Annotated in this window: 16 protein-coding genes; 8 read left to right on the forward strand and 8 right to left on the reverse strand. The window is 70.9% G+C overall.

Annotated elements, in window-relative coordinates; all coding sequences use genetic code 11:
- Positions 1–128 precede the first annotated feature (128 nt).
- Positions 129–974 carry a hypothetical protein gene (locus AB5J55_RS28525; RefSeq protein WP_369273364.1) on the forward strand — a complete coding sequence of 282 codons (846 nt, stop codon included), beginning with the start codon at positions 129–131 and terminating at the stop codon, positions 972–974.
- 871 nt (positions 975–1,845) lie between these two features.
- Here AB5J55_RS28525 and AB5J55_RS28530 read toward each other — a convergent pair.
- The 6 genes from AB5J55_RS28530 to AB5J55_RS28555 all read right to left on the reverse strand — a co-directional run bounded on the left by AB5J55_RS28530 (position 1,846) and on the right by AB5J55_RS28555 (position 9,321).
- A complete protein-coding gene (locus AB5J55_RS28530; protein WP_003997970.1) occupies positions 1,846–2,028 on the reverse strand; it encodes a DUF6104 family protein in 183 nt (60 codons plus the stop codon).
- 29 nt (positions 2,029–2,057) lie between these two features.
- Positions 2,058–2,390: a CU044_2847 family protein gene (locus AB5J55_RS28535; protein ID WP_369273365.1), complete on the reverse strand. Its 333-nt coding sequence runs from the start codon at positions 2,388–2,390 to the stop codon at positions 2,058–2,060.
- A 179-nt stretch (positions 2,391–2,569) separates the two neighbouring features.
- Entirely contained in the window at positions 2,570–6,379 is a 3,810-nt protein-coding gene (locus AB5J55_RS28540) for a multifunctional oxoglutarate decarboxylase/oxoglutarate dehydrogenase thiamine pyrophosphate-binding subunit/dihydrolipoyllysine-residue succinyltransferase subunit (protein ID WP_369273366.1), read from the reverse strand.
- Between the two features lie 291 nt (positions 6,380–6,670).
- Complete coding sequence (locus AB5J55_RS28545) at positions 6,671–7,777, reverse strand: sensor histidine kinase (RefSeq protein WP_369273367.1); 1,107 nt, start codon at positions 7,775–7,777, stop codon at positions 6,671–6,673.
- Entirely contained in the window at positions 7,774–8,511 is a 738-nt protein-coding gene (locus AB5J55_RS28550) for a response regulator transcription factor (RefSeq protein ID WP_003997964.1), read from the reverse strand. The genes AB5J55_RS28545 and AB5J55_RS28550 overlap by 4 nt, the downstream gene beginning before the upstream one ends.
- Positions 8,512–8,643: 132 nt before the next feature.
- Positions 8,644–9,321, reverse strand: a complete 678-nt coding sequence (locus AB5J55_RS28555; RefSeq protein WP_369273368.1) for a spermidine synthase — start codon at positions 9,319–9,321, stop codon at positions 8,644–8,646.
- A 198-nt stretch (positions 9,322–9,519) separates the two neighbouring features.
- Between AB5J55_RS28555 and AB5J55_RS28560 the strand changes: the two genes are divergently transcribed.
- Entirely contained in the window at positions 9,520–10,353 is an 834-nt protein-coding gene (locus tag AB5J55_RS28560; RefSeq protein ID WP_369273369.1) for a rhomboid-like protein, read from the forward strand.
- A 313-nt stretch (positions 10,354–10,666) separates the two neighbouring features.
- Positions 10,667–13,081 carry an endopeptidase La gene (gene lon, locus AB5J55_RS28565; RefSeq protein ID WP_369273370.1) on the forward strand — a complete coding sequence of 805 codons (2,415 nt, stop codon included), beginning with the start codon at positions 10,667–10,669 and terminating at the stop codon, positions 13,079–13,081.
- A gap of 90 nt (positions 13,082–13,171) precedes the next feature.
- On the opposite strand, the gene AB5J55_RS28570 is transcribed toward lon, so the two are convergent.
- Positions 13,172–14,002 carry a lysozyme gene (locus tag AB5J55_RS28570; RefSeq protein ID WP_369273371.1) on the reverse strand — a complete coding sequence of 277 codons (831 nt, stop codon included), beginning with the start codon at positions 14,000–14,002 and terminating at the stop codon, positions 13,172–13,174.
- A 239-nt stretch (positions 14,003–14,241) separates the two neighbouring features.
- Between AB5J55_RS28570 and AB5J55_RS28575 the strand changes: the two genes are divergently transcribed.
- Complete coding sequence (locus tag AB5J55_RS28575; RefSeq protein ID WP_369273372.1) at positions 14,242–14,754, forward strand: MarR family winged helix-turn-helix transcriptional regulator; 513 nt, start codon at positions 14,242–14,244, stop codon at positions 14,752–14,754.
- 117 nt (positions 14,755–14,871) lie between these two features.
- Here AB5J55_RS28575 and AB5J55_RS28580 read toward each other — a convergent pair whose 3' ends face one another.
- Complete coding sequence (locus tag AB5J55_RS28580) at positions 14,872–15,660, reverse strand: protein phosphatase 2C domain-containing protein (RefSeq protein WP_369273373.1); 789 nt, start codon at positions 15,658–15,660, stop codon at positions 14,872–14,874.
- 406 nt (positions 15,661–16,066) lie between these two features.
- On the opposite strand from AB5J55_RS28580, the gene AB5J55_RS28585 reads away from it, so the two are divergent.
- Genes AB5J55_RS28585 through AB5J55_RS28600 form a run of 4 tightly spaced genes read left to right on the forward strand, consistent with a single transcriptional unit; the run spans position 16,067 to position 20,421 of the window.
- Positions 16,067–18,886 carry a nitrate- and nitrite sensing domain-containing protein gene (locus tag AB5J55_RS28585; protein ID WP_369273374.1) on the forward strand — a complete coding sequence of 940 codons (2,820 nt, stop codon included), beginning with the start codon at positions 16,067–16,069 and terminating at the stop codon, positions 18,884–18,886.
- Positions 18,883–19,386 carry a roadblock/LC7 domain-containing protein gene (locus AB5J55_RS28590; protein ID WP_369273375.1) on the forward strand — a complete coding sequence of 168 codons (504 nt, stop codon included), beginning with the start codon at positions 18,883–18,885 and terminating at the stop codon, positions 19,384–19,386. The genes AB5J55_RS28585 and AB5J55_RS28590 overlap by 4 nt, the downstream gene beginning before the upstream one ends.
- Complete coding sequence (locus AB5J55_RS28595) at positions 19,383–19,802, forward strand: DUF742 domain-containing protein (RefSeq protein WP_363035412.1); 420 nt, start codon at positions 19,383–19,385, stop codon at positions 19,800–19,802. The genes AB5J55_RS28590 and AB5J55_RS28595 overlap by 4 nt, the downstream gene beginning before the upstream one ends.
- Positions 19,783–20,421 carry an ATP/GTP-binding protein gene (locus tag AB5J55_RS28600; protein ID WP_369273376.1) on the forward strand — a complete coding sequence of 213 codons (639 nt, stop codon included), beginning with the start codon at positions 19,783–19,785 and terminating at the stop codon, positions 20,419–20,421. Before AB5J55_RS28595 ends, AB5J55_RS28600 begins: the two co-directional genes overlap by 20 nt.
- The last annotated feature ends 7 nt before the right edge of the window (positions 20,422–20,428 follow it).

Consider the following 20,428-nt stretch of genomic DNA (forward strand, 5'->3'; position numbering starts at 1 on the left):
CAATGAGCAATGACACGCCATATCGCGTCTCCTGCTAAACACGATATATCGCGGGCGGGGAAAGTCAAGGCACTCGTTCTGGTGATCACAAGTCACGCGAGGTGGACAAATCGGCCTAGCGTGTTGGCATGCCGACGGAAGAGTCCAGCGTCGCTCGCCAGGCCCGTCCCGCCCCGGGCGCCCTGCTGCTCTGCCGCGCGGACCCCGAGTCCGTCGGCCCCGTCGCCCGGCTGCTGCGCGAGGACATGCTGCTCGCGCCGGCCGGCGGGGAGTGGAGCGTGCTCGTGCCCGAGGGGCGGCCCTGGCTGGAGGGCGACGAACCGATCGACCGCGTCCTCACCGGCTGGGCCACCGCCCTCGCCGTCGGCGCGCCCTGGCCCGTCCTCGCCCTGTGGTGGGACGCCGACCGCGCCGGATACACCCTCGCGTCCGGCTTCCGCCGCCCCGTCGGCTACGTCTGGCTCGCCAACGGCACCCCGGTCGGCGAGGACGAGGCCATGCGCACCTTCGCGGGCCGGCTCGGCCTCGATCCGGTCCTGGACATGCAGTCCCTCGACGAGCTGACGCGCCCCGACCCTGAGGTAGACGCGCGGGCACGCCTGCGCGGACTGGTCGCCGTCCTCACGCGCGCAGGCGTGTCCCTGCCGGACGGCCTCGCGCCCGGCGAAAGCGCCGACAGCCTCGACGCGGCCGCCCGCGCCCAGCCGCACATCCGCCTCATCGAGTGGTGGGGCCGGCGCGAAGCCTTCCGCGCGGAACTCGACGCCGTCGAGGGCGGCCGCCTCGGCCCCTGGCTCCCCTGGGCCGGCGGCCCCAAGGCCCGCGCCCTCGCCCTGACCCAGATCGCGACCGGCCTGCCCCTCGCGGCCTGGGGCCTACGGCACCACAGCGGCGGTTGGCTCGCGGCGGGCACGGTCCTGTTGGCCCACGGTGTGCTGGGGCTGGCGTACGAGGCGGTGCGGCCGCTGGACTGACGGGCTGGGGTGGTTGTGGGGCGGCTGGTTGAGCGGCTGGGGGCGAGCGAGGGGGGTGCGGCGGCTGGGCTGAGGGGCGAGCGGCGGTGGTGTGGCGCCTGCTGTGGGGTTTGCGGCGGTGGTGCGGGGTCCGTGCAGGGGTGCCCCGTCGGCGGCCGGACCGGTGAGGGTGACGCTGGCTAGGCGCGGGCGTGGGAGGGCAGCCGCTGCGGCGGTGGTGGGAGGTCCGGGGGGGGGGGGGGGGGGGGGGGGGGGGGGGGGGGGGGGGGGGGGGGGGGCGGCTCGGCTTCGTCGGTGGCTTGATCGAGGTGGGTGACGGTGGTCTGGTCGCGGGGCGGAGTGGGGGCTGCGGTGGTGGTGCGGGGCTCGCGCAGGGATGCCTCGTCGGCGGCTCGGTCGGGGAGGGCGACGCTGGGGTGGCCGGGGGCCGGAGGGGGCTGCGGCGGTCGTGCGAGGTTCGGGAGGCGGTGGTTCGGTCTGGCCTCGTCGGCTGCTGAGTCGAGGCGGGTGAGGTGACAGTGCTCTCACCGCAGGGAGGAGGCGCGTGCACGGCCATGGTGCGAGGTCCGCACGGCGGTGGTTCGGCGGCAGCGGGAGCGTGAGGAGAGTGGCGGCGGTGTACGTCGCTGGAGGAGGGCCCATGGCGATGGGTGCGACCACTGGGCTGAGGGCTCTCCGATGCCGTCGGTCGTCGCTGTCCGTCGGCCCTACTGCGGCGTGCCCTGGCTCCGGGGACCGGCGAACGCACGGGCGGCCGTACAACCGAAGGCTGCCCCGCGGCAAGGCGTCCACGCAGGAGGGCGTCCGACGGGACGGCCCGCGAGAACGGACCGCTCACACCCGGAGGGCCGGCCGCCCCCCTGGTCGTCGCCTAGACGTCGTCGTCCTCGTCGTCCAGCCGGGCCAGCCACGTCGCCAGCCGCTCCACCGGTACCTCGAAGTCGGGGTTCAGGTCGACGAAGGTGCGCAGCTGCTCGGCCAGCCACTCGAAGGTGATCTCCTCCTCGCCGCGCCGCTTCTCCAGTTCTTCGATGCCTCGGTCGGTGAAGTACATGCAGTGAGGATATGTCCTGCCAGGACAGCTCACGCGCCGGAGTCCTGCTTCTGCCAGCCGAGCTTCACGACGAGATGTCCCTCTACCCCTGCCTTGGTCAGCACCGCGCCCGCGCTCGCGTTCAGCTTCACGCCGAACTCCAGCTCCACCGTGGTGGGCTGGGCCGCTTGGAAGGTGCGCAGGGTGGTCTCGGCGGCCCGTCTGATGGGGGCCAGGGCCTCCTCCAGGGACACGGAGGCCTCGCGCATACGGTCGCCGACGCGGGAGGCGCGGACCATGCCGGGCTCGTCGTCCTCGACCTCCACGACCAGTTGCGCCGAGCCGTCCTCGTCGTCCATGGCGATCCGCAGCAGCTCGGCCATTCGTTCCCCCGTGGGTCACAACCCGCCTTGCGAACGGGTCGGTTCAGCGTGTCCGTCACTCAATCTAGTCGCACGGCAGGCCAGTTGACCGTAAACGCCGGAAGGCCCGGCTCCGAGTCGCGTGGACTCGGAGCCGGGCCTTCCGATCGGACCCGTGCAGAGGGTCGGGCCTCCGGGGCTCAGGCCTCGAACACCTCACGCACCAGCTGCTCCTGCTCCGCCTGGTGCCGCTTGGCGGAACCGACGGCCGGGGACGAGGAGTGCGGACGCGAGATGCGGCGCAGACGCTCGCCGTGCGGGACGTCGGCGCCGACCGCGAGGTCCAGGTGGTCGATCAGGTTGAGCGCGATGAACGGCCACGCACCCTGGTTCGCCGGCTCCTCCTGGGCCCACAGGTACTTCTCGGCGTTCGGGTACTTGGCGATCTCGGCCTGGAGCTCGGTACCCGGCAGCGGGTACAGGCGCTCGATGCGGATGATCGCCGTGTCCGTGACGCCGCGCTTCTTCCGCTCGGCCTCGATGTCGTAGTAGACCTTGCCGGCGCAGAAGACGACCTTCTTGACCGCGGCCGGGTCGACCGACGCGTCGCCGATGACCGGCTGGAACTGCCCGGTCGTGAACTCCTCCGCCTTGGAGGCGGCGGCCTTCAGGCGCAGCATCGACTTCGGGGTGAAGACGACCAGCGGCTTGTGGTGCGGGTTGTGCGACTGCCACCGCAGGAGGTGGAAGTAGTTCGACGGGGACGTCGGCATCGCGACCGTCATGTTGTTCTGCGCGCACAGCTGGAGGAAGCGCTCCGGGCGGGCGGACGAGTGGTCCGGGCCCTGGCCCTCGTAGCCGTGGGGGAGGAGCAGAACCACGCCGGACGTCTGCGCCCACTTCTGCTCCGCCGACGAGATGAACTCGTCCACGACCGTCTGGGCGCCGTTGACGAAGTCGCCGAACTGGGCCTCCCACATCACGAGCGCGTCCGGGCGGGCCAGCGAGTAGCCGTACTCGAAGCCCATGGCCGCGTACTCGGACAGCAGGGAGTTGTAGACGTTCAGCCGCGCCTGGTCCTCGGAGAGGTACTGCAGTGGCGTGTACTCCTCGCCCGTCTCGCGGTCGATGATCACCGCGTGACGCTGGCCGAACGTACCGCGCTGCGAGTCCTGGCCGGCCAGTCGGACCGGGACGCCGTCCAGAAGGAGGGAGCCGACCGCGAGGGTCTCGCCCATGCCCCAGTCGATGGTGCCGTCCTCGACCATCGACGCCCGGCGCTGCAGCTGCGGCAGCAGACGCGGGTGGACGGTGATGTGGTCGGGGATGTTGACCTGGGACTCGGCGATCCGCTTGACGGTCTCCGTGGTGATCGCCGTGTTGACGGCCACCGGGAACTCGGCCTGCGGGTCGGAGGGCTCCGCGACGGTCGGCTGCGAGGTGGCCTCGCGGACCTCCGTGAAGACCTTCTCCAGCTGGCCCTGGTAGTCCTGCAGGGCCTGCTCGGCCTCTTCCAGGGTGATGTCGCCGCGACCGATGAGGGACTCGGTGTAGAGCTTGCGCACCGAGCGCTTCTTGTCGATCAGGTCGTACATCAGAGGCTGGGTGAAGGCCGGGTTGTCCGACTCGTTGTGACCGCGGCGGCGGTAGCAGATGAGGTCGATCACGACGTCCTTGTTGAACGCCTGGCGGAACTCGAAGGCCAGGCGGGCAACGCGGACGACCGCCTCGGGGTCGTCGCCGTTGACGTGGAAGATCGGGGCCTCGATCATCCGGGCCACGTCGGTCGAGTACATGGAGGAGCGCGAGGACTCGGGCGCCGCAGTGAAGCCGACCTGGTTGTTGATGACGATGTGGACCGTGCCGCCGGTGCGGTAACCGCGCAGCTGCGACATGTTGAGGGTCTCGGCCACGACGCCCTGGCCCGCGAAGGCCGCGTCACCGTGCAGGGCGACGGGCAGGACCGTGAAGTCCGTGCCGCCCTTGTTGATGATGTCCTGCTTGGCGCGCGCGACGCCCTCCAGGACCGGGTCGACCGCCTCCAGATGGGAGGGGTTGGCGGTGAGCGAGACCTTGATCTGCTCGCCGTCCAGGCCCGTGAAGGTGCCCTCGGCGCCCAGGTGGTACTTCACGTCGCCGGAGCCGTGCATCGACTTCGGGTCGAGGTTGCCCTCGAACTCGCGGAAGATCTGCGCGTACGACTTGCCGACGATGTTCGCGAGCACGTTCAGCCGGCCGCGGTGGGCCATGCCGATGACGACCTCGTCCAGGCGCGACTCGGCGGCCGAGTCGAGGACCGCGTCCAGCAGCGGGATGACGGACTCGCCGCCCTCCAGGCTGAAGCGCTTCTGGCCGACGTACTTCGTCTGCAGGAAGGTCTCGAAGGCCTCCGCCGCGTTCAGCCGGCGCAGGATGCGCAGCTGCTCCTCGCGCTCCGGCTTGGTGTGCGGGCGCTCGATGCGGTCCTGGATCCACTTGCGCTGCTTGGGGTCCTGGATGTGCATGAACTCGATGCCGGTGGTGCGGCAGTACGAGTCGCGCAGCACGCCGAGGATGTCGCGCAGCTTCATCAGGGACTTGCCGGAGAAGCCGCCGACCGCGAACTCGCGCTCCAGGTCCCAGAGCGTGAGGCCGTGCTCGGTGATGTCCAGGTCGGGGTGCTTGCGCTGCTGGTACTCCAGCGGGTCGGTGTCGGCCATGACGTGGCCGCGGACCCGGTAGGAGTGGATCAGCTCGAAGACGCGGGCGGCCTTCGTGACGTCGTCGTCGTGGCTGGCGTCGATGTCCTTGAGCCAGCGGACCGGCTCGTAGGGGATGCGCAGCGACTCGAAGATCTCGTCGTAGAAGTTGTTCTCGCCGAGCAGGAGGTTCGCGACCTGACGGAGGAACTCGCCGGAGGCGGCGCCCTGGATGACCCGGTGGTCGTAGGTCGACGTGAGCGTCATGACCTTCGAGATGCCGAGCTTGTTCAGGGTGTCCTGGGAGGTGCCCTGGAACTCCGCCGGGTAGTCCATGGAGCCGACGCCCATGATCACGGACTGGCCGGGCATCAGACGCGGCACGGAGTGGACCGTGCCGAGGCCGCCCGGGTTGGTCAGGGAGACCGTGACGCCGGAGAAGTCGTCCATCGTCAGCTTGCCGTCGCGGGCGCGGCGGACGATGTCCTCGTAGGCCTGCCAGAACTCGAAGAAGTTCAGCGTCTCGGCCTTCTTGATCGCCGCGACGACCAGTTGGCGGTCGCCGTTCGGCTTGACCAGGTCGATGGCGAGACCGAGGTTGACGTGCGCCGGCTTGATCAGCGTCGGCTTGCCGTCCTTCTCGCCGAACGCGTAGTTCATCGACGGCATGGCCTTGATGGCCTGCACCATCGCGTAGCCGATCAGGTGCGTGAAGGAGATCTTCCCGCCCCGGGCGCGCTTCAGGTGGTTGTTGATGACGATGCGGTTGTCGAACAGCAGCTTCACCGGGACCGCGCGGACCGAGGTGGCGGTCGGCAGCTCCAGCGAGGCGTTCATGTTCTTCGCGACGGCGGCGGACGGGCCGCGCAGCGTCACGAACTCGGGACCGTCGGCGGCAGCGGCGGCGGGCTCGGCCTTCTTCGGCTGAGCGGGCTTCGCGGCCGGGGCCGGCGCGGCGGGCTTCGACGCAGCCGGAGCCGGGGCCGCAGCGGCGGGCGCGGCGGCAGCGGGCTTCGGGGCCGCAGGGGCCGGCGCGGGGACCGACGGAGCGGCCGGAGCAGCCGGGGCGGCGGGGGCCGCCGGAGCCGTGCTGGTGGTTCCCGCGGCCCCCGTGGCCGCGGTACCCGCCGGAGCCGAGGCGGCAGGCGCTCCCGGCTTGTAGTCGGCGAAGAAGTCCCACCAGGCACGGTCTACGGAATTCGGGTCCTGGAGGTACTGCTGATAGATCTCGTCGACGAGCCACTCGTTCGGCCCGAACGCGGCCGCGGGGTTCTTGCCCGCTTGGTCGGTGTCGGTCGAGATGCTCGAGTTACTGGGGGACTGTGGCGACACGGCGGCAACCGCCCTCTTCCGCTTCACAAGGTGATGGACAGCGGGAATAAAGGCTACGCCTCCATGGCCGAGAAGGTCAGGCTGAGCAAGGTCATCGTCGTGTAAGTCACATCGGAAAGCGTGTTTCGGGCCCGGAAATGGCGGGAAACAAGCGTGGTTCCGCTTCGGATGACCGCAGATGGGACCACGAGATCTCGACCTGGCGCGCCGAAAGCGCAGGTCCGTACCTGATCACACGTGTCCGTCAGGCAGGACGCACGTGGATCTTGATGCTCCGCTTCGAACTTTACGTCAACTTGGTTCGGAAGGCTGCCCGGGAAGTGTGACAAGAATCCGGCAACCCCGCTCGGATTCGGCCACCCCGATCCGGCCGCCGTGCAGATCGACGGCCCAGCGCGCGATCGCCAGACCCAGACCGGTGCCTCCGTCGCTGCCCGGCCCGTGCGGCCGGCGGACGGCGCCGCGGTTGAAGCGCTCGAAGACCTTGTGCCAGTCCGCCTTCGGAATTCCCGGCCCCTCGTCCAGGACCTCCAGCACCAGCGACTCCGGCGGCACCCCGCGCCGCGCCTTGACCGTCACGCGGCCGTGCGGCGGGCTGTGCTTGATCGCGTTGTCGATGAGGTTGGCGACGACCTGGTGGATGCGCTCGGGGTCGGCGTGCCCCGTCAGCTCCGGCGGGGAGACGTCGAGGTGCAGATGGACGTCCGTACGGGTGTGGCTGCCGGAGCCCGACGCCATGCCCCCGCGCGCCGAGGACACCATGTTGGCCTCCTTGAGCACGCCGGACAGGTACGGCCACACCTCGAAGCGCCGCATGCGCAGCGGTACGACGCCGTTGTCCAGGCGGGACAGGTCCAGGAGGGTCTCCACGAGCCGGCCGAGCCGCTCGGTCTGCTTCAGCGCGGTGCGCATGGTCTCGGGGTCGGCCTCGGCGATGCCGTCGACCACGTTCTCCAGGACGGCCCGCAGGCCCGCGATCGGGGTGCGCAGCTCGTGCGAGACGTTCGCCACCAGCTCCTTGCGCTGCTGGTCCTGGGCCTCCAGCTCGTCGGCCATGAGGTTGATCGTCCCGGCCAGGTCGCCCAGCTCGTCGCGGCGGTTCTCACGCACCCGGCGGGTGTAGTCGCCGTGCGAGATGGACCGGGCCACCGCGTTCATCTCGTCCAGCGGCGCGGTGAGCGAATGGGCCACGAACTGCGTAATGAGCAGTGTGGCGATCATCGAGAAGACCGTGATGAAGCGCAGCTCCGTCTGCGTGCGCACCGCGATCATCGACAGGCCGGTGGTGATCAGCACCGCGATGATGACCAGCGCGCCCAGCTTGGTCTTGATCGAGAACGGACGTACGCCGCCCCAGGGCTCCCCGGGGCCTCTCCGTGCGGCCGGTCCGTCGCTCATGGCGTCGGCGTCTCCAGGGCGTAGCCCACGCCGTGCACCGTACGGATCCGTTCGGCGCCGATCTTCCGGCGCAGCGCCTTGATGTGGCTGTCGACGGTGCGGGTGCCGGAGGCGTCCGCCCAGTCCCACACCTCGGCGAGCAGCTGCTCACGGGAGAGCACCGCGCGCGGGGTGTTCGCCAGGCACACCAGGAGGTCGAACTCGGTGGGCGTGAGGTGAACATCCTCACTGCGCACCCGCACCCGTCGCTGCGCGTGGTCGATCTCCAGCTCGCCGAGCCGCAGGATGCCCGACCGCGGAGTCGTCGCGGCCAGCGCCGCCCGCTCGACGCGGCGCAACAGCACATGCACGCGTGCCGCCAGCTCCCGCATCGAGAACGGCTTGGTCATGTAGTCGTCGGCGCCGACACCGAGCCCGACGAGCATGTCGGTCTCGTCGTCCCGCGCGGTCAGCATCAGCACCGGCACCGGCCGCTGGGCCTGCACCCGGCGGCATACCTCCAGGCCGTCGAAGCCCGGCAGCATGATGTCGAGGATCAGCAGGTCGGGCTGCCACGCCTCGGCCGTGTCGACCGCCGCCGGACCGTCGCCCGCGGTCTGCACGAGGAAACCCTCGGCGCGCAGGCGGGCCGCGATGGCATCCACGATGGTCGGATCGTCCTCGACCACGAGGACCCGGCGCTGAGCGCCCGGGGTCGCCGCCGTGCCGTTGTGGGAGGTGTGTGTCTGCTCCATCGCCCGCCCCAAAGTTGCTTTCCGGAATCCGTGGGGTGATCCCGCTAACTGGCTATGCCTGCTCATGCTTGCGATTGACGCTTGAATGATCCGCGTCAGGTGAGCAGAGTACGGGGAGTCACCGCGCCACGGCTATCCAGGTCGTACGGCGAGGTGTACGACGTCCGGAACGCCCCGGGCAACGGGGATCTCTTCGGTACGCACCTGTTGGAATCCGGCATTACGCAAGGTTTCTTCGAATTCCGGTGATGGCTGTGCGGACCATACGGCGAGCACCCCGCCGGGCCTCAACGCCCCTGCGCAGCCTGCCAGTCCGGCCGGTGAGTAGAGGCTGTCATTGCCCTCGGTGACAGTCCAGCCGGGTCCGTTGTCGATGTCGAGGCAGAGGGCGTCATACGTGGCGGAAGTCTCATGTACGTGCGCCACGAGATCCGTTTCCAAAATCTCGGTGCGCGGATCGGCCAGGGCGCGGGCGGAGAAGTGCGACAAGGGTCCGTCAAGATGCCAGCCGATAATCGCGCTCTCGCGCTCCACGACGGTGATCCGCCCCGGACGGGGATCGGCGGCGGCATGTGCGAGCGAGAACCCCACTCCGAGCCCGCCGATCAGCAGGTGAGGCTCCGGCCGTCCGTCCAGCGCTCCGAGTGCCGCGTCGACGAGCAGCCGTTCCGAGCGGCCGTCGGAGGTGTCCATCAGGAAGCAGCCGTTCGCGATGATCTGGAGCAGCTCACCGTGTCGCCGCAGCACGACCTCACCGTGCGGGCCTTCGCGACGGTCCAGGACTTCGGGGATGTCGTACGAAGTGGGCATCGGGCCATCCTGGCAGGCCCGCGTGGTGGGTGCTGAAAGTTTCTCCTCGGGGGTGAGTGGGCCGAGGGTCCCTCGATGGGGGGAACGGGGCTGGGGGCTTGTTGAGAGGTAGCTGAGAATCGGTCTTCTTGTGGCGCCGGTCACAGACATGGGTGGGTCGCGGACGAAGGGTGGGGGAAGCGGAAGGGGTGCCTCACCTTGGAACGGACTGCGGCTGGGGGCGTGCCGGGCCCGGCTCCCGTGCCCGGCGAGGCGGGTCTGCCCGAAGTGGCCGAGCTGCTGGACGGGATGCCGCGGCAGCGCGGGCGCCTGGGCGCGACGGCGACGACCGCGCCGAGCCCCGGTGATGCCTCCGCGCCCCTGTCCCGCCTCGGCCGCCCCTGGCGTCTGCTCCCCACCCCCACCGGCACGCCGTTCACCCTCGCCTACGCCGCCGTCCTGGCCGTCACCTCGCTCGTCGCCAGATACGCCGACCCCGCCCTCGTCCACTCCCTGCACCAGGGCTCCAGCACCGACGTGGCGCACCTCGTGGGCACGCCAGTGACGGTGCTGCTCGCCAGCGCGCTGTGGATCGCGGGCGGATTCGTGACGCCGTACACGCTTGCCTTCCTGGTGGTGCTCACCGCGCTGGAGCGACGGATCGGCGGCATGCGCTCGGCCGTCGTCTTCCTGACCGGGCATGTCCTGGCCACCCTCGCGACCGAGGTCCCGGTGGGGCTCGCCGTGCTGCTCGGCCACCTTCCCGACAGCTCGCTGCACCGCCTCGACTACGGGGTCAGCTTCGGCGTCGCCACGAGCATCGGCGCGCTGAGCGGGCTGCTTCGGCCGTGGCTGCGGTGGCCGGTGCCGGCGCTGTTCGGCGGGATGCTGATCCAGGACCTCGTCAATCTCACCGATCCGCTCACCAATTGGGGGCATCTGCTCGCCCTGGCCATCGGGATCGCGATGTGGCCCGTCGTGCGCGGGTGGCGCCAGGCGGACTCAGCCGGCCCCGGGCGGCCACACGCGCGGGTGGCGACCGGCGCGCGGTAGACATCCCGGCCCGCCACCAGGCTCGCGCACTCGGTACCGGTGCGGAAGGCCGGTCACGACCCACCAGTCCAAGTCGCGCTGCCGCGCGATGAGCCGGTCCGGCTCGGCGCCGTGCATGCCGACCGCGCGCAGGCCGCCGGGGGGTCGGAGACGGTGCGGGAAGGATCAGGACCCGGGCACCGTTGATTGACAGAAGTCGAGGTCATGGCTTGCGGCGCAAGTGATCGCTCACAGCGAACGGAGGCCGGGGAACATTCGAAGCGCCCCGTGCATTGAGTCGGCATAACTCAACTTGACTGCCGAAGGGGAGATCATGGCTTCGACGTCCACACCGCTCACCCTGCCCGTGCTGCCGCTCGACGACGAGGTGGTGCTGCCCGGAATGGTGGTCCCGCTGGACCTGAACGACGCCGACGTGCGCGCCGCGGTGGAGGCCGCTCAGGCCGCCGCGAGGTCGCAGCCAGGAAAGCCACGGGTGCTGCTGGTGCCACGCATCGACGGGACGTACGCGAGCACCGGTGTGCTCGGCACCGTCGAGCAGGTCGGCCGGCTGGCCGACGGCGACCCGGGCGCCCTGATCCGCGGCCGCGGCCGAGTGAAGATCGGCGCCGGGACGACCGGACCGGGTGCGGCATTGTGGGTCGAGGGGACCCGCCTCGACGAGAGCGTGCCCGAGCCGCTGCCCGGACAGGTCGCCGACCTGGTGAAGGAGTACAAGGCCCTCGCCACCGCCTGGCTGCGCAAGCGCGGCGCCTGGCAGGTCGTCGACCGCGTCCAGGCCATCGACGACGTCTCCGCCCTCGCCGACAACTCCGGTTACTCGCCCTTCCTGAGCACCGAGCAGAAGGTGGCGCTCCTGGAGATCGCCGACCCGGTCGCCCGCCTCAAGCTCGCCACCCAGCAGCTGCGCGACCACCTCGCCGAGCAGGACGTCGCCGAGACCATCGCCAAGGACGTCCAGGAGGGCGTCGACAAGCAGCAGCGCGAGTTCCTGCTGCGGCGTCAGCTGGAGGCCGTACGCAAGGAACTGCGTGAAATCAACGGCGAGCAGGACGGCGAGGAGTCCGACGACTACCGCGCCCGTGTCGAGGCCGCCGACCTCCCCGAGAACGTCCGCGAGGCCGCGCTCAAGGAGGTCGACAAGCTGGAGCGGTCCTCCGACCAGTCGCCCGAGGGGTCGTGGATCCGGACCTGGCTCGACACCGTGCTCGAACTGCCGTGGAACGAGCGGACCGAGGACGCGTACGACATCCAGGGGGCCAAGGCGATTCTCGACGCCGAGCACGCCGGTCTGGAGGACGTGAAGGAACGCATCACCGAGTACCTCGCGGTGCGCAAGCGCCGTACCGACCGCGGCCTCGGTGTCGTCGGCGGGCGGCGTGGCGGTGCCGTGCTGGCGCTGGTCGGCCCGCCCGGTGTCGGCAAGACCTCGCTCGGCGAGTCCGTAGCGCACGCCATGGGCCGCAAGTTCGTCCGCGTCGCCCTCGGTGGCGTACGGGACGAGGCGGAGATCCGCGGCCACCGGCGTACGTACGTCGGCGCGCTGCCCGGCCGGATCGTGCGGGCCGTCAAGGAGGCCGGGTCGATGAACCCGGTGGTGCTGCTGGACGAGATCGACAAGGTGGGGTCCGACTTCCGGGGCGACCCGGCGGCCGCCCTGCTCGAGGTCCTGGACCCGGCCCAGAACCACACCTTCCGCGACCACTACCTGGAAGTGGAACTGGACCTGTCGGACGTGGTCTTCCTCGCCACCGCCAACGTCCTGGAGGCCATCCCGGAGGCCCTGCTCGACCGTATGGAGCTGGTCCGCCTCGACGGCTACACCGAGGACGAGAAGATCGTCATCGCCCGTGACCACCTGCTCCCGCGCCAGCTGGAGCGGGCGGGTCTGAACAAGGACGAGGTCGCCATCGACGAGGGCGCCCTGCGCAAGCTCGCCGGCGAGTACACGCGCGAGGCGGGTGTCCGCAACCTGGAGCGGTCCATCGCGAGGCTGCTGCGCAAGGTGGCGGCACAGCACGAACTGGGCGAGCGTGAGCTGCCGTTCACCGTCGAGGACGGCGACCTGCGCGGCCTGATCGGCCGGCCGCACCACGTGCCCGAGTCCGCCCAGGACCCGGCGGAGCGCCGTACGGCCGTGCCGGGCGTGGCGACCGGGCTGGCGGTGACGGGCGCGGGCGGTGACGTCCTCTTCGTCGAGGCGTCGCTGGCCGACCCGGAGACGGGCGCGGCGGGTCTGACGCTGACCGGCCAGCTGGGTGACGTGATGAAGGAGAGCGCGCAGATCGCCCTGTCCTTCCTCCGCTCGCGCGGCGCGGAACTGGAGCTCCCGGTCGCCGACCTCAAGGACCGGGGGGTGCACATCCACTTCCCGGCGGGCGCGGTCCCCAAGGACGGCCCGAGCGCCGGCATCACGATGACGACGGCGCTGGCATCGCTCCTGTCCGGCCGGCTGGTCCGCACGGACGTGGCGATGACGGGTGAGGTCTCGCTGACGGGCCGGGTGCTGCCCGTCGGCGGCGTGAAGCAGAAGCTGCTGGCGGCACACCGCGCCGGGGTCACCACGGTGATCATCCCCAAGCGCAACGAGCCCGACCTGGACGACGTCCCGGCCGAGGTGCTGGACAAGCTCGACGTCCACGCCGTGACCGACGTCCGCCAGGTCCTGGAACTGGCGCTGTCGCCGGCCACCAACGGCGCGGCGCCGGAGGTTCCGATCGCGGCGTGACGGACGCGACCGGATGGGCAAGGCCCGGGTTCTCGTGAGGGAGGCCCGGGCCTTCGCCGTGGCCGGGTGCGGATGTGGGCGTGGGTTGGCTCAGCCGTTCGCCAGAGCCTGGAGGCGGTCCAACGCTCCGTTGAATCTGTTGTGGTCGCCGACGGTCGGCCCGGAGGACGTGTACTGCCACATCGTGTAGTAGCTCCAGCCGGCCGGGAGTTCGCCCACGGCGGCGGCGTACCGCGCGATCCACAGCGGATTGGCGGAGGCGAAGCCGCTGTGGTTGCCGGTGCACTGCTTCCACCAGCTGGTGGCCGTGTAGATGACTGGGTCACGGCCGGTGCGGGCCTTGTACTGGGTCACGAAGTCGCGGATCCAGGTGACGATCGCGGCCGGGGTCTTGCCGTAACAGGCGTCGCCGTACGGGTTCCACTCGATGTCGAGGGCGCCCGGCAGGGTCCTGCCGTCGCGGGACCAGCCGCCGCCGTGGTCGACGAAGTAGTTGGCCTGGGTTGCGCCATTGGTGGTGTCCGGGGTGGCGAAGTGGTAGGCGCCGCGGATCATGCCGACGTCGTAGGAGCCGTTGTACTGCTGGGCGAAGTAGGGGTTGGTGTAGTAGGTCCCCTCGGTGGCCTTCACGTAGGCCCACTTGACCCCGCTGTTCCACAGGGTCGGCCAGGCGACGTCGCCCTGGTGGCTGGAGACGTCCACGCCTTCCGTCTGGGCGGCCAGGACATCGGCGGGGAGGCTCTCCTCGCCGTCGTGGGCGAGGACGCCCATGCCCATGTATGCGGAGCCACGGGGCGGGGTGTCGTCGGCGGTGGCCGGAGAGGGATGGCCGGCGAGGAGTAGGGAGAGGACGGCGGCGAGCAGGAGCCCGGCGAGGTGCGGGCGCCGGCGGCGGAGCGGTTCGGGTCTGTGCACGGGCATTAGCGTGCCTCCGAAGGCTCGGTGACGCTCGGTGGGGAAACGCGCATGTCTGTGGCGTGCGCATGCCAGTCGGGGCCTGGGTCACGGCCCAGGCACAGACGCTAGGCGCGCAGAAGAGCAGGTGGAAGGGGGTCCGGAGGCTGCCGTTGGTCCACTCCTGCGAAATACTGGCGGAGCTGCGGCAATCACGGCGTTCGGCGGAAACTTTCAGGACCGGGAAACTCGAGGCAGGGGCTGACGTGCACGAAGACGGAAACGGCGACGGGCCGCGAGTCGAACCCGGGGGTGCCTCCGCCGGAGGAGTGTCCGGTGGTGGTCCGGGCCGGCCCGAGTTCCTCGATCTGGAACGCGAGTTGACGGTGCTGTTCCGGCGCGCCCGGGCCAAGCAGGGCGAGATGGCCCGCGAGGTCCACCCGGACCTGGAGTCGGCGGCGTACGGCCTGTTGGTCCGTCTGGATGAGTCCGGGCGGCTGCGGGCCACCGAACTCGCCGCGTACATCGGTGTCGGCAAGGCCACCATGTCCCGTCAGCTGCGCGCCCTGGAGGACCTCGGCCTGGTCGCCCGCGAGCCGGACCCCGCCGACGGACGGGCGTGGCTGGTGCACCTCACGGAGGAGGGGCGTGGCCGGGTCGCCAAGGTGCGCGAGGCGCGGCGGGAGCGTTACGTCGCGCAGCTCTCCCACTGGGACCGGCGTGAGGTCGCGGAGCTGGCGCGGCTGCTGAACCAGTTGAACCGGGGGATGGAGAAGTAGACCCGGCGGAGCGTTCTGCTGCGCGCTCACGCCCCGCGTGTCCGACGCTCACGCCCCCGCGTGTCCGCCACTCACGGCTCCCCGCATCCGATGCTCACGGCTCGACGTGTTCTCCGCTCACCACTGCACGTACACGACCGTCGCGTCGTCGTGCGTCTTGCTGCGCCCCAGAAACGTCCGCTCCTCCGCGTCGGCCCGCTCCAGCGCCCGTACCCGGTCCACCAGCCCCTGCGCCCCCTCCTTGCGTACGAAGGTGAAGCAGTCCCCCCAGTCACCTTCGCGGAACTTCTCCACCCACCGGGTCGCCCCGTCCGTCAGCGCGGCCAGCGCCTGCACCTCGCCGCGCGGCAGGAGCCCCGTCACCGCCCGCGCCGCCACCGACGGATCCGCGGCGGCCGTGAAGAAGCCGCCCTCCTTGTTGCGGATGTGCGCGTCGATCAGGGCGTCCGTGGCCAGGGAGGCGCGGGGGAGGCGGGTCAGGCGGTCGTCCAGGTACGGGGTGATCGCGCCGTCGGCCGACTCCACCAGGAGGGCCGAGTCGGACAGGATCAGGTACTCCAGCGCGTCCGCCGACCAGCGGGCCAGAACCACTGTGGCCTGTGGGGTGCGTGGGTGAGAAAGGTCACAGGTTTGCGCGTGAGCCTCGGCGGTACGTGCGATTGCACGGGCCAGGGCGTCGGTGAGCGGAACATCAGGGAGTGAAACGGTCAGTTCGGTCAGGGCTCCGCCGAGGCGTGCGGTGAACCAGGGGACGGAATGCAGACAGCCCGTCTCGCCCCTCGGTGGGGTCACTCCATCCAGGGCCACCAGTACGCCGCCCTGTCCCGAGGCGGGAAGGCCGACGCTCGCGAAGTCCTCGTTGGGGCGGGCCGGATCGCCGGGCTCCGAAACAAGCTCTGTTCGCATTCGGACAGTCTGCACGAGCCCTTCACAAGGGTCACGAAGGGGTCGCAGGAGATGCTGAATGGGCGCACACTCGCAGGTCAGGCGTCTGATTTGGGATGGAATGGAGCGCTCCGGGAAGGCGTGACGGCGAATATTGCCACCGCCTGCCCCAGACGTCCAACCGGCCCGCCGTACAAGGCGGGTGCAAGCGCCGGAGGAACTTGCCCGCCAACTCCCCTCCGGGGTTCACTCCTTCGGGTGGCGGGTCAGGTGATGCGCGGCCGTTGCCCACCGGCACTGGGAGGGTCGGGGACCGGTGAGGACACCCCCAGCTCGAGCAGTGTCGAGAGCTTGGGGAAGGGGTGCACGTGAGGTCGGCGGTAGTTGACGGAGCGTCATCCGGACCCATGGGTATCACGAGTCAGGAATGCGAGCACCGGTGCAGAAGATGCGGCCACGTCGCTCAGGCAAGAAGACGGCCTCCACGGGGGGCGCACAGCCCACTCCCGGCACCACCACCGACGCCACACCCGCCGGCAAGGGGCGCTCGACCCACGTACGGAATCGGCTGATCGTCGCCGTCGCCGTCGTGGCCGCCGCCATCGCCGGGGCCGGCGTCCCCTCGATCGTCGCCGCCTCCGGGCAACTGCACGACTCCCAGGAGCTGGTGACCCTCGCCGCGCGGACCGAGGACGCGCTCACCCTGGCGCACTCCCTGGCCGACGAGCGCGACGAGGTCACGTCGTACGTCGCCGCCGGCCGTCCCAAGTCCAAGGCACCCAGCGAGCAGCGCAGCGCCCGCGTCGACCGGCAGGTCGAGGAACTGCGCGCCGACACCGACGCGCCCGCCTCCCTGCACGACGACCTCGACGGCATCGCGGCCGTGCGCAGGGGCGCGCTCACCGGCAAGAGCACCGCGCTGGAAGCGCACAACGCCTACTCGGTCATCATCACCGAACTGCACCGGCTAGCCGAGCGGCTGGCCGAGCAGATGCCGCCCCGCGCGGGCTCCGGCGCCTACGCGCTGGCCGAGCTGGACTCCGCCGTGCAGCAGGCCGCCGCCACCCGGGGGCTGCTGCTCGCCGCGCTGAGCGTGCCGACCACCACCGAGACCGTCATCGACCCGGTCACCGGTGTCCCGGCCACCCGCGAGACCTCCTCGGAGGCCGACGCCGAGCAGCGCGCCGCCCTCAGCGCCGCCGCCCAGCAGGCCCGCCTGCGCTCCGACGCCGCCGTCGCCGACTTCCGCGACTCCGCCCCGAAGGCCGCGCGCACCTCGTACGACTCCACGGTCACCGGCCCCGAGATCGGCACCGCCCAGCGGTATCTCGCCGCCCTCACCGACCAGGCCACGCTGTCCGACCGCGACCTGGCCATCGACGCCGGGCGCGTCGAGGCCGCCCTGTCCGCCCGCGTCGACATGATGCGCGGCGTCGAGTCGGCCCTCTACGACCGCCGCACCAAGGCCCTGGAGCAGCTGCGCGACGACGACGTCACTGCGCTGGAGATCCGGATCGCGATCCTCGGCGCCCTGATGCTGCTCGCCGTGGGCGTCGCCACGGGCATGGCCCGCAGCCTCACCCGGCCCCTCGCCGTACTGCGCCTCGGCTCCGCACGGCTCGCGAAGGCCGAGGACCCGGCGGCTCAGGAGCCGGTCAGGTTCACCGGGCGCAAGGACGAGTTCGCCCAGGTCGTCGACTCCGTCAACGCCCTGCACGCGCACGCCCTGGCCCTCCACGAGCGCATCGGCACCCTGGAGTCCGACCGCAAGCACCTCGTCGGGCAGCGCCAGAAGATGGCCGACGCCCGCGAGGAGCTGCGCACCGAACTCGCCGAGTCCGCCGCCCAGCTGGAACGCCTGCGCGACAGCATCGGCAGCACCTTCGTCAACCTGGCCCTGCGCACCCTCGGCCTCGTCGAGCGGCAACTCGCCGTCATCGAGGGCCTGGAGGAGCGCGAGCAGGACCCCGAGCGCCTCGCCACCCTGTTCAAGCTCGACCACTTCGCCACGGTCATGCGCCGGCACAGCGAGAACCTCCTCGTCCTAGCCGGCACCGAGCACGTCCAGCAGCACGCCGGACCGGTGCCGCTGGTCGACGTCGTGCGCGCGGCGGTCAGCGAGATCGAGCGGTACGAGCGGGTCCGTATCGCCGCGTTGCCGCCGCACGCGCATGTGGCGGGCTTCGCGGCCGACGACCTCTCCCACCTGCTGGCCGAGCTGATGGAGAACGCCACGTCGTTCTCCCCGCCCGACCTGCCCGTCGAGATCTCCGGCTGGCTGCTGGAGAGCGGCGAGGTGATGCTCTCCGTCCAGGACGAGGGCATCGGCATGACGGGCGAGCGCATGTCCCGCCTCAACTCCCGTCTCGCCGACTTCGACCCCGAGAACTCCTACGACCAGGAGGGCGACGAAGGCCTGGGCCTCGGCCTGTACGTCGTCGCCCGCCTTGCCCACCGCCACGGCGTCCGTGTCCAGCTGCGCGAGCAGAAGCAGGGCGGCGTCGCGGCGGTCGCGGTCCTGCCCAAGGGCCTGCTGGCGGCGGCCCCGCCGGCCGCGGTCCCGTCGGACACGCCGCACCACACGGGCGCCCACACCTTCTCCCTCCCGGGCGCCGACGCGGAGGCCAACTCCAACGTCCTGCCCGGCCGTGGCAACGGCGGGGACCCGCTGGTGGCGCTGGCGGAGAGGGCGGTAAGGGGCGCCGAGGACGCCGACACGGCCGTACCGGAGGCCGGGGACGCCGAGGAGCCCGTACGCCGGGCGGCGGCACCCGAGGCCGAGCAGGAGCGGGAGCACCCCGCCGAGACGACGATGGAGCTGCTGATCCCGGCGCAGGCGACGGGGGAGGAACCGCCGGCAGCGGCCGAACCGGTCTCCGTCGAACCCGCGGCCACCGACCGCGAGGAAGCCCCCCAGGGGCCACCCGCACCCGAAGACGCCGGCGCCGAGGACGAAGCCGAGGCGGTGCACGAACGAGTCCCCGACGAGGCGGATGAACTCGTCACCGACAAGGGCCTTCCCAAGCGCACCCCGAAGATCACCGCCCCCGCCCAGGCCCCGCGCCAGCGGACCGGCACGGTCGACGCCGACGCCCTCCGCAGGAGGCTGGGGGGCTTCCGCCAGGGAGCGGCGGCCGGCTACCGCGACGTACAGGCGGAGATCGCCGAACACACGGGCCAGAACCCGGCACCGAGCACGGAAACCGAAGCAGCCACGGGGGGCACAGCCGAGGAGGCAAGCAGTTGACCGCGCCCAGTACCTTCGGACTGAGCAGTGAAGCCCGCAACCTGCACTGGTTGTTGACGAATCTGGTCGAGGAGGTGCCGGGCATCCAGTCAGTCGCGGTGGTCTCCTCCGACGGGTTGCTCCTGCTCTCCTCGGACCACGCCCGCAACGAGGCTGCCCGGGAGGCCAGGACCGGCCGGCCCACCGGCCCCCGGGGCTCCTCCGCCGACCTCGCCACCATCGTCTCCGGCATCGGCAGCCTCACCATCGGCGCCGCCAAGCTGATGCAGTTCGGCGGAGTGAAGCACACGATGGTCGCGATGGACGAGGGCAGCCTGTTCGTGATGTCCATCAGCGACGGCTCGCTGCTCGGCGTGCACGGCTCCGCGGACTGCGACATGAGCGTGGTGGCCTACCACATGGCGCTCTTCGTCGGCCGGGCCGGCCACGTCCTCACCCCCGAACTCCGCAGCGAGCTACGGAAATCCCTAGAGGCCGCGTCGGCAGGGAGTACCCGATGAGCAACGCCCCGAAGAACAGGCAGCAACTTCCCGTCCGCGGCGGCGATCGCAAGGCCGCCCGCGTACGCCCCTACTCGCTCACCGGGGGCCGTACCCGCTTCGGCCACGTCCTCCTCGTGGAGACGTTCGTGGCGGCGCTGGAGGCCCCGCAGGAGCGCAAGGAACTGACGAACGGTTCCCTCAACACCCGGGTGATGCCGGAGCTGCGGGCCATCGTCGAACTGTGCCGCCGGATGCGCACGGTGGCCGAGATCGCCGCGCTGCTGAAGATGCCGCTCGGCGTGGTCCGGGTGCTCCTCAGCGACCTCGCGGACCAGGGAAAGATCCGGGTGTACGGCACGGGAACCGGCCATGGCACGGGCCGGCCGGACCGAGCTCTGCTGGAAAGGGTGCTGAGTGGACTCCGTCGTCTCTGACGCCGCTCGCGGTGTCTCCCCGCTCCTCGGCCAAGAGGGGCCCGAACAGCCCTGGCAGACGGATCGCACCCGGGCCCCCATAGCCACGAAGATAGTCGTGGCCGGTGGCTTCGGTGTCGGCAAGACCACGCTGGTCACCGCCGTCTCGGAGATCACGCCCCTGCAGACCGAGGCGCTGATGACCGAGGCGAGCGAGGAGACCGACGACCTCACCTCGACGCCCGGCAAGCTGACCACCACCGTGGCCATGGACTTCGGCCGCATCACGCTCGACGACGACCTGGTGCTCTACCTGTTCGGCACGCCGGGCCAGCAGCGGTTCTGGTTCATGTGGGACGACCTGGTGCGCGGCGCGATCGGCGCGGTCGTACTCGCCGACACCCGGCGGCTGAAGGACTGCTTCCCGGCGCTGGACTACTTCGAGAGCTGCGGACTGCCGTACGTCGTCGCGGTCAACCACTTCGACGGCAGCGATCTGTTCGAGCCGGAGGACGTGCGTGAGGCATTGACGATCCCCGCGCACATACCTGTAATGATCATGGACGCGCGGCGGCGGATCTCGGTCATCGAGACCCTCCTGTCCCTCGTCGGCCACGCGCTGGACGTCACCCCCGAGTAGGAGAACA

This window comes from Streptomyces sp. R11, from assembly GCF_041051905.1.
Classification (GTDB): Bacteria; Actinomycetota; Actinomycetes; order Streptomycetales; family Streptomycetaceae; genus Streptomyces.